Raw genomic sequence first — 9,484 nt, 5'->3', positions numbered from 1 at the left:
AGATGTGTATAAGAGACAGAGCTCCGGCGCAGCCCGCCGCCCCGGCACCGGCCGCCCCGGCCGCGCCCTCCGGTGACGACGGCGCGTACGTCACGCCGCTGGTCCGCAAGCTCGCGTCCGAGAACAACGTGGACCTGGGCTCGGTCAAGGGCACCGGCGTCGGTGGCCGTATCCGCAAGCAGGACGTCGTCGCCGCCGCGGAGGCCGCCAAGGCCGCCGCAGCCGCTCCGGCCCCGGCAGCTGCGACTGCCGGAGGCCATGCGGCCGCCAAGGCGCCGAAGCTGGAGGCGTCCCCGCTGCGCGGTCAGACGGTCAAGATGACCCGCATGCGCAAGGTCATCGGCGAGAACATGATGAAGGCGCTGCACTCGCAGGCCCAGCTGACCTCGGTCCTCGAGGTCGACATCACCAAGCTGATGAAGCTGCGCAACCAGGCGAAGGCCTCCTTCGCCGCCCGTGAGGGCGTCAAGCTGTCCCCGATGCCGTTCTTCGTGAAGGCGGCGGCCCAGGCGCTGAAGGCCCACCCGGTCATCAACGCCCGGATCAACGAGGACGAGGGCACCATCACGTACTTCGACGCGGAGAACATCGGCATCGCCGTGGACGCCGAGAAGGGTCTGATGACCCCGGTCATCAAGGGTGCGGGCGACCTGAACATCGCCGGTATCTCCAAGAAGACCGCGGAGCTCGCGGGCAAGGCGCGCGGTGGCGGCCTGACGCCGGACGACATGTCCGGCGCCACCTTCACCATCAGCAACACCGGTTCGCGCGGCGCCCTGTTCGACACGGTCATCGTGCCGCCGAACCAGGCCGCCATCCTGGGCATCGGCGCCACGGTCCGCCGCCCGGTGGTCATCGACCACCCGGACCTCGGCGAGACGATCGCGGTGCGCGACATGACGTACCTCTCGCTCTCCTACGACCACCGTCTGGTGGACGGCGCGGACGCCGCCCGCTACCTGACGTCGGTCAAGGCGATCCTGGAGGCCGGTGAGTTCGAGGTCGAGCTCGGCCTCTGAACACCCCTGCTGTAACCAGCCTCACCAGCGGCGCCCCCGCCCGGAACTCATCCGGGCGGGGGCGCCGCCGTATTGTCTAACCACCACAGAAGGCCTACCGCCGCCGTGATGATGTAGGCAGCACCGGTCTGCCTGAAGGAGCCCTCCATGACCCCGCCCGTCGTCCACTCGCTGCGCGAACAGATCCGCGAGCACATCGTGGAGGGGATCGTCAGCGGGCGCTGGAAGCCGGGTGAGCGGATCGTGGAGCGCCGCATCGCCACCGAGCTGGAGGTCAGCCAGACGCCCGTGCGCGAGGCGCTGCGCGAGCTGGAGACGCTCCGGCTGATCGAGTCGGCCCCCAACAAGGGCGTCCGCGTGCGCAACCTCACCGCGGCCGACCTGGAGGAGAGCTACCCGGTCCGGGCCGGCCTGGAGCAGATCGCGGCGGAGCTGGCGGCCCCGCGGCTCGGCCAGGACTGCTCGGCGCTGGCCCCTCACGTGGCCGCGCTGTACGAGGCGGACCGGCTGGCCGACGGCGAGGCGCAGGTGCGGCACACGGTCGGCTTCCACCGGGAGCTGGTGCGGGCCGCCGGGAACGCGGTGCTGCTGCACACCTGGGAGGGGCTGGGCATCGAGGTGTTCACGGCCCTGTCGATCCGCTGGCTGGGCACGGTGCAGAAGTCGTACGCGGAGGAGCACCAGGCGCTCATCGACGCGTTCCTCGCCGAGGACCCGGCGATCGGGGCCCTGGTGAAGGCGCATGTGCTGGGCTGCGCGCCCCGGGCCTGAACCGCTCCGTCATCTGGCGCCCGACCTGCTCTTCCGTGCAGGTCAGCGCCCTATTTGCGCACTATTTCGCGTCACTCCGTGCCCCATTTCGAGGCACCCCATGCCACTTTTCTTCGTATCGAGAAGTTTTGCCTTCAATCCTTTGATCGATCATCGATCAGCGCCTTACAGTTCATCTCGCGGGCCCACCGGCCCCATCGCCCTGTCCTGCCAGCCAGGGCCTTCTCCACCCCCCTCCTCCCCGGAAGGCGGCGATCATGACCGACCCCGTAGGAAAGCTTCCGAGCGAGCTCGACCAGCTCCCGGACCGTGACCCCGAGGAGACCGCCGAATGGGCGGCCTCCCTGGACGCCGTCACCCAGGCCGCCGGCCCGCACCGTGCCGCGTACCTGATGCGCCGCTCGCTGCAGCACGCCGAGGGCGCCGGTCTCGCGCTGCCCAAGCTGCTGGAGACCGATTACGTCAACTCCATCCCGACCTCCGCCGAACCCGCGTTCGACGGTGACCTGGAGATGGAGTCGAGGATCACCGCGTGGAACCGCTGGAACGCGGCCGCGATGGTCACCCGGGGAGCCCGGTACGGGGTCGGCGGCCACATCGCCACCTTCGCCTCGGCGGCCTGGCTCTACGAGACCGGCTTCAACCACTTCTTCCGCGGCAAGGAGGGGGACGGCTCGGGCGACCAGCTCTACATCCAGGGCCACGCCTCCCCCGGCATCTACGCCCGCGCCTTCCTCGACGGCCGGCTCAGCGAGCAGCAGCTCGACAACTTCCGCCAGGAGACGGGCGGCGACGGTCTGCCCTCCTACCCGCATCCGCGGCGGCTGCCCTGGCTGTGGGAGTTCCCCACCGTGTCGATGGGCCTCGGTCCGCTCTCGGCGATCTACCAGGCGCGCTTCAACCGCTATCTGGCCAACCGCAACATCAAGGACACGGCCAACTCGCACGTCTGGGCCTTCCTGGGCGACGGCGAGATGGACGAGCCCGAGTCGACCGCGGCCCTCGCACTGGCCTCCCGTGAGCAGCTCGACAACCTGACCTTCGTCATCAACTGCAACCTGCAGCGTCTCGACGGCCCGGTCCGCGCCAACTTCCGCGTGGTCCAGGAGCTGGAGGCGCAGTTCCGCGGGGCCGGCTGGAACGTCGTCAAGACGCTCTGGGGCAACGCCTGGGACGAGCTGTTCCAGCTGGACACCACGGGCGCGCTGCTGCGCCGCCTGCGCGAGGTGCCGGACGCGCAGTTCCAGACGTACGCCACCCGCGACGTCGCCTACATCCGCGAGCACTTCTTCGGTGCCGAGCCCGCGCTCGCCGAGCTGGCGAAGCTGCTGACCGACGCGAAGATCGCCGAGTGTTTCTACACCTCGCGCGGCGGCCACGAGGCCCGCAAGGTGTACGCGGCCTACCGCGCGGCCGTCGAGCACAAGGGCGCGCCGACCGTGATCCTGGCCCAGACGGTCAAGGGCTACACGCTCGGCAAGGGCTTCGAGTCCAAGAACGCCAACCACCAGATGAAGAAGCTGTCGATCGACGAGTTCAAGGGCATGCGCGAGCTGCTCGGCCTCCCGATCCCCGACAGCGCCTTCGAGGACGGCCTCGTTCCCTACGGCCACCCCGGCGCCGACTCCCCCGAGGTCCGCTACCTCCAGGAGCGCCGTGCCGCCCTCGGCGGCCCGGCCCCGGCCCGCCGGATGCACGCTTCCGCGCCGCTCCCGCAGCCCGAGGAGCGCGCGTTCAAGGCCCTCCACAAGGGGTCCGGCAAGCAGGAGATGGCCACCACCATGGCGTTCGTCCGCCTGGTGAAGGACCTGATGCGGGACAAGGAGACCGGCAAGCGCTGGGTGCCGATCGTCCCGGACGAGGCCCGTACCTTCGGTATGGAGTCGCTCTTCCCGTCGGCCGGCATCTACTCGCCGCTGGGCCAGACGTACGATCCGGTCGACCGCGACCAGCTCATGTACTACAAGGAAGCCAAGGACGGCCAGATCCTCAACGAGGGGATCACCGAGGCCGGGTCCATGGCCGACTTCATCGCCGCCGCCACGTCGTACGCGACGCACGGCGAGACGATGATCCCGTTCTACATCTTCTACTCGATGTTCGGCTGGCAGCGGACCGGCGACCAGATGTGGCAGCTCGCCGACCAGCTCGGCAAGGGCTTCATCGTCGGCGCGACGGCGGGCCGTACGACCCTGACGGGTGAGGGCCTCCAGCACGCGGACGGCCACTCGCACCTGATCGCGGCCACCAACCCGGCCTCGCTCAACTACGACCCGGCTTTCGCGTACGAGGTCGCGGTGATCGTCAAGGACGGTCTGCGCCGGATGTACGGCCCCGACGCCGAGGACGTCTTCTACTACCTGACGGTCTACAACGAGCCGAAGCCCCAGCCCGCGATGCCCGAGGGCGTCGAGGAGGGCATCGTCAAGGGCCTGTACCGCTTCAAGGAGGGCACGCCCGCGAAGGCGGACGCGCCGCGCCTGCAGCTGCTGGCCTCCGGCACGGCGATCCACTGGGCCCTGGAGGCCCAGGAGTTGCTGGCCGCCGACTGGGGTGTCACGGCCGACGTCTGGTCCGCCACCTCGTGGGGCGAGCTGCGCCGCGACGCGCTGGAGGCCGACGAGGCGCTGCTCCGCGGTGAGCAGCAGGTCCCGTACGTGACGCAGGCGCTCTCCGGCGCGCCGGGCCCGGTGCTCGCGGTCAGCGACTGGATGCGCCAGGTCCCGGACCAGATCAGCCAGTGGGTGGAGCAGGACTGGTCCTCGCTCGGCACGGACGGCTTCGGCCTCTCCGACACCCGCGCCGCGGCCCGCCGCCACTTCGGCGTCGACGCCCAGTCGATCGTGGTGGCCTCGCTGGCCCAGCTCGCCAGGCGCGGTGAGGTCCCGGCCTCCGCGGTCAAGGAGGCCCGGGAGCGCTACGGGCTCTGAGCCCCCTCCCGTACAGAGCCGTAACCCCCGGTCACCGGAGCGGACGCGTCCGACAACGCGCCCGCGCCGGCGGCCGGGGGTTCCCGCGTCGGCGCGGAGCGGGCGGCGGCCGGGGTTCCGGCGTGGTCCGCCGTGCCGGTGCCGCCACAATGGGCCCATGCGTGCTGCCCGGCTGATCAAGATGGTGCTGCTCCTGCAGGCCCGCCCCGCGATGACCGCCGCCGAGCTGGCGGCCGAGCTGGAGGTGTCGGAGCGGACGGTCACCCGGGACGCGCAGGCGCTCTCGGACGCGGGCGTCCCGGTGTACGCGGAGCGCGGCCGGGCCGGCGGCTACCGGCTCGTCGGCGGGTACCGCACCCGGCTGACCGGCCTCGCCCGGGACGAGGCGGAGGCGCTGTTCCTCTCCGGGCTGCCCGCCGCGCTGCGCGAGATGGGGCTGGAGGACGCGGCGTCGGCCGCCCGCCTCAAGGTGTCGGCGGCGCTGCTGCCCTCCCTGCGCGACGCCTCCTCCTCCGCCGCCCGGCGCTTCCACCTGGACGCGCCCTCCTGGTACCACGAGCCGGAGACCCCCGAGCTGCTGCCCGCGATCGCCGACGCGGTCTGGGACGACCGGCTGCTGCGGGCCCGCTACCGCAGGGGCGGCGGCCGCGAGCAGGAGGGGACGGAGGTGGCGCGGGAGCTGGCTCCCTACGGTCTCGTCCTCAAGGCCGGGGTCTGGTATCTCTGCGCCCGGGCGGGCGAGGACTTCCGGGTCTACCGGATCGACCGCTTCACCGCCGTGGAGCCCGCCGATGAACGCTTCGACCGGGACGAGACGTTCGACCTGCCCGGGTTCTGGGAGGAGCGGGCCGCCGGGTTCGCCCGGTCCCTGCTGCGTACCGAGGTGACCGTACGGGTGTCCGGGCGCGGGGCGCGGCTGCTGGCGTACACCGGTGACCGGGCGGCGGCCGCCGCCGCGCTCGCGGAGGCCTCGGAGCCGGGTCCGGACGGCCGGCGCACCCTCACGCTGCCGGTGGAATCACTGGACGTGGCCTACGGCCAGCTGCTGGCGCTCGGACCCGAGTTGGAGGTCCTGGCCCCCGAGTCGCTGCGGGTCCGGTTCGCGGAAGCCGCCGAACGCCTGCGCGAGATGTATCGCTGAAAGGCTTCAATTCGGTGTCTGCGCGTGCGGGAGCCCTCGGCAGGCTGGATGCTGGACCCGTGATGGACGAAACGGAATTCTGGGAGATCATCGACAACACCCGCGAGGCCGCCGAGGGCGACCCCGAGGACCACGCCGACCTGCTGGTGGAACGGCTGGTGCAGCTCGATCCCGAATCCGTGCTGGACTTCGCCCGGCACTTCGAGGCCCGCTACAACCGCGCCTACCACTGGGATCTGTGGGGCGCGGCGGCCGTGCTGCTGGGCGGGGCGAGCGACGACGCGTTCGACTACTTCCGCTGCTGGCTGATCGGCCAGGGCCGGGAGGTCTTCGAGGGGGCGCTGCACGATCCGGACAGCCTGGCGGAGCTGCTGGAGGACTTCGACGAGGAGATCGACGGGGACGGCGAGGAGCTGGGCTACGCGGCCGACGAGGCGTACGAGCAGCTCACCGGCGTGGTCGCGCCGGACCTGGGACTGCCGCCGCAGGCCTCGGAGCCACTGGGCTCCCCGGTCGACTTCGAGGACGAGGAGGCGCTCGCCGCCCGCTTCCCCGAGCTGTGGGACCGCTTCGGACCCCGGTGACCCCCGGCGCTCAGGCCGGGCCGAGCGAGCGCCCCATGCAGACGTCGTCGACGTAACGCCCGTTCAGGAAGAACTCCCCGGGCAGCACCCCTTCGACGGCGAAGCCCTCGGAGGCGTACAGGGCGCGGGCGGGGTCGTTGTGCCCGAGGACCCGCAGCGTGATCCGGTTGGCGCCCTGGCGGCGGGCCTCGGCGAACGCGGCCCGCACCAGGGTCCGCCCCACACCGGCGCCGCGCGCCCAGGTCGCCACGGCGAGCCCCCGTATCTGGCGGACGTGGGCGTTGGAGGCGAGCGGGGTGGGCGGGACGAGACGCAGGTACCCGGCGATCCGGGCCGCGCCGCCCTCCGTCTCCGCGTCCACCACGAGGAAGTCCTCCGGCGGGTGCCACTCCCCGAAGAAGGGGTCGTACGGGGGCGTCGGCCTCGGCAGGACCGCGTGCAGCATCGACCACGTGGACCGGTCGAGCTCGGCGAGCTGGTCCTCGTCGGCGGGCTCGGCGGTGCGGACGGGGTGGAGTGTGAGTGCGGCCATGGCGTCACTGTGCCACGCGGTGTTCCCGGTGTTCGAGGCGTTTGATGGGGCAGGATGGGCCCATGCCGAGCTCCCGTATCGCCGTCAGCGGATCGTCCGGACTCATCGGAGCGGCGCTGGTGCGCTCGTTGCGCGCCGACGGGCACGAAGTGGCCCGCCTGGTGCGCCGCCCCGCCAGAACCGGCGACGAGGTCGAGTGGGACCCCAAGCGGAGTTACGTGGACGTGGCCGGACTCGTCGGCTGCGACGCCGTCGTGCACCTGGCCGGGGCCGGAGTGGGCGACCACCGCTGGACCGACGCCTACAAGCGGGAGATCCGCGACAGCCGGGTCCTGGGGACCGCCGCCGTCGCCGAGGCCGTCGCCTCGCTCGACAGCCCGCCCCGCGTTCTGCTCGCCGGGTCCGCCATCGGCTTCTACGGCGACACCGGGGACCGCCCGGTGGACGAGAGCGCACCGCCCGGGGACGGGTTCCTGCCCTCGGTCTGCGAGGAGTGGGAGGCGGCCACCGCCGCCGCCGAGGAAGCGGGCGTCCGCACGGTGCACGCGCGGACCGGGCTGGTCGTCGGCCGCGAGGGCGGGGCCTGGGGGCGGCTGTTCCCGCTGTTCAAGGCGGGGCTGGGCGGGAAGCTGGGCAACGGCCGCCAGTTCTGGAGCTTCATCGCGCTGCACGACCACGTCGCGGCGATGCGCCACATCCTGGACACCGAGTCGCTGACCGGGCCGGTGAACCTGACCGGGCCGGAGCCCGTCACCAATGCCGAGGTGACCGCCGCGATGGGCCGGGTGCTGCGCCGCCCGACGCTGTTCCCCGCGCCTGCGCCCGCGTTGCGGCTCGTGCTCGGGGAGTTCGCGGAGGATGTACTGGGCAGCCAGCGGGTGATCCCGGCGAAGCTGCTGGACTCCGGCTTCTCGTTCGCCTTCCCCGGCATCGACGGAGCGATCCGCGCCGCGCTGCGCTGAGCCGGCCGCCCGGGGCCCACCGGGCCCGTCGCGGTCGACGCGGTGCCCACCGGCCGCGCCGGGGGCCGCGTGTGCGACCCCGTGCCCCGGTGCTCCCCGGCACGCGCGCCTGACCCAGTATCAGCCATCCTCCTAGGTTCGTTGCGAACTCCGGCATTCCGGGGGCCTGTTGGGGGCAAGAGCCTCCCACCAGTCGCACCGACTCGGGGAGGGGTACGTGCGCAGCACGGCACACCACGCGGACGTGGTCATCATCGGGGCCGGAATCGCCGGCCTGTCAGCGGCCCACCTGCTCATCCGGGCGGGGCTCGACGTCAGTGTGCTGGAGGCCTCTCCCCGGGTGGGCGGCCGGCTCGCCACCGACGAGGTGGACGGGTTCCGGCTCGACCGGCTCGGCCCGCTCCTCCGCACGTCCTGGCCCGAGCTGACCGGCACTCCGGGGCTCGGCGTCCCGGAGCTGCGGGAGTTCGCGCCGGGCGTCCTGGTTCACAGCGAGGGCCGCCGCCATCTCACCGGCGACATACGGAGCGCGAGGGGCACACTCAAGGCCGTACGCACCCGATCGAGCGCCCCCCGAGCCCCTTGGGCTCCCCGCGCTCCCCGCGTGCTCCGGGCGGCGCAGAGCGCGTACGGGCACGAGCGCGGAGCCCCGGCGCGCGGGGGCGGCCGGGGCGGCGTGGTGACCGGTGCGATCGACCGGGCCCGGCTGGGCGCGGCGCTGTCCCGGCTGGCGGCCACCTCGCAGGCCCGCATCCTGGCCCGCCCGGAGCGGACCGTCGTCGGCGCCCTGCCCGGCGTGGGCCTGCCCGCCCGTACGGTGGACGGCGTCCTGCGCCCCCTGCTCACGGCCCTGCTCAGCGACCCCGCCCTCACCACGTCGAGCCGGTGCGCCGATCTCGCTCTGCGGGACTACGCGCGCGGCGGCCTGTGCGTACCGGCGGGCGGATCGTCCGCGCTGCCGGAGCTGCTGGCGGCCTCGCTGCCGCCGGGCACGGTCCGGACCGGGGTGCATGTGACGGCCGCCGACATCACCTCCGTACGCACCAAGGAGCACGGTGAACTGGGGTGCCGCTCCCTGTTGCTGGCGACCGGTGCCGGGGCCGCGGCCGAGCTGCTGCCCGGTCTGCGGGTGCCGTCCTTCCATCCGGTGACGGTCCTTCACCACACCGCGCCCGCCCCGCCGCCCACGGGCAGGTCGCTGGTGCTGGACGGTGGCCGGTCGGGCCCGGTGGCGTACACCGCGGTGATGAGCGAGGTCGACCCCTCGCGGGCGCCGGAGGGCCGGACGCTGATCACTTCGACGGTGCTCGGGGCCCCGCCGCCGGACCTGGATCGCTCGGTGCGGGCGCAGCTGGCGGCGCTCTACGGCGTGCCGACGGACGGCTGGGAGCTGCTTGCGGCCCATCACGACCCGGAGGCGGTGCCCGCGATGGAGGCCCCGCACGATCCGCGCCGTCCGGTGCGGGTGCTGGCCGGGCTGTATGTGTGCGGTGACCACCGCGACACGAGCACGGTCCAGGGCGCGCTGCGGTCGGGGCGCCGGGC

8 protein-coding genes are annotated in these 9,484 nt (G+C 72.7%); 7 read left to right on the top strand and 1 reads right to left on the bottom strand.

From position 1 onward, the window contains the following. The 5 genes from sucB to CR470_RS32040 form a co-directional block, all read left to right on the top strand. Window positions 1-1,019 (top strand): 2-oxoglutarate dehydrogenase, E2 component, dihydrolipoamide succinyltransferase (gene sucB, locus CR470_RS32060; RefSeq protein WP_097870981.1); only part of this gene is annotated, 1,019 nt, incomplete at its 5' end. Between the two features lie 147 nt (window positions 1,020-1,166). Further along, entirely contained in the window at window positions 1,167-1,790 is a 624-nt protein-coding gene (locus CR470_RS32055) for a GntR family transcriptional regulator (RefSeq protein ID WP_097870980.1), read from the top strand. A gap of 257 nt (window positions 1,791-2,047) precedes the next feature. Beyond that, window positions 2,048-4,720: a pyruvate dehydrogenase (acetyl-transferring), homodimeric type gene (gene aceE, locus CR470_RS32050; protein WP_097870979.1), complete on the top strand. Its 2,673-nt coding sequence runs from the start codon at window positions 2,048-2,050 to the stop codon at window positions 4,718-4,720. 157 nt (window positions 4,721-4,877) lie between these two features. Further along, window positions 4,878-5,861 (top strand): helix-turn-helix transcriptional regulator, encoded by a 984-nt coding sequence (locus tag CR470_RS32045; RefSeq protein ID WP_097870978.1) that lies wholly within the window; start codon window positions 4,878-4,880, stop codon window positions 5,859-5,861. Between the two features lie 62 nt (window positions 5,862-5,923). Next, complete coding sequence (locus CR470_RS32040) at window positions 5,924-6,445, top strand: DUF4240 domain-containing protein (protein ID WP_097870977.1); 522 nt, start codon at window positions 5,924-5,926, stop codon at window positions 6,443-6,445. A gap of 10 nt (window positions 6,446-6,455) precedes the next feature. Here the strand turns inward: CR470_RS32040 and CR470_RS32035 are convergent, their stop codons facing one another. Then, complete coding sequence (locus CR470_RS32035) at window positions 6,456-6,977, bottom strand: GNAT family N-acetyltransferase (protein ID WP_097870976.1); 522 nt, start codon at window positions 6,975-6,977, stop codon at window positions 6,456-6,458. A gap of 62 nt (window positions 6,978-7,039) precedes the next feature. Here CR470_RS32035 and CR470_RS32030 point away from each other — a divergent pair, with 62 nt between their 5' ends. Next, a complete protein-coding gene (locus tag CR470_RS32030; RefSeq protein ID WP_097870975.1) occupies window positions 7,040-7,939 on the top strand; it encodes a TIGR01777 family oxidoreductase in 900 nt (299 codons plus the stop codon). Window positions 7,940-8,156: 217 nt separating this feature from the next. Next, on the top strand, window positions 8,157-9,484 hold a 1,328-nt coding region (locus CR470_RS32025; RefSeq protein ID WP_097870974.1), incomplete at its 3' end, for an FAD-dependent oxidoreductase.

The sequence above is a fragment of the Streptomyces sp. rh34 genome, assembly GCF_002551245.1.
Classification (GTDB): Bacteria; Actinomycetota; Actinomycetes; order Streptomycetales; family Streptomycetaceae; genus Streptomyces.
The sequence above is the reverse complement of the archived record's forward strand: the minus strand, read 5'-3'. Positions and strand labels throughout refer to the sequence as shown.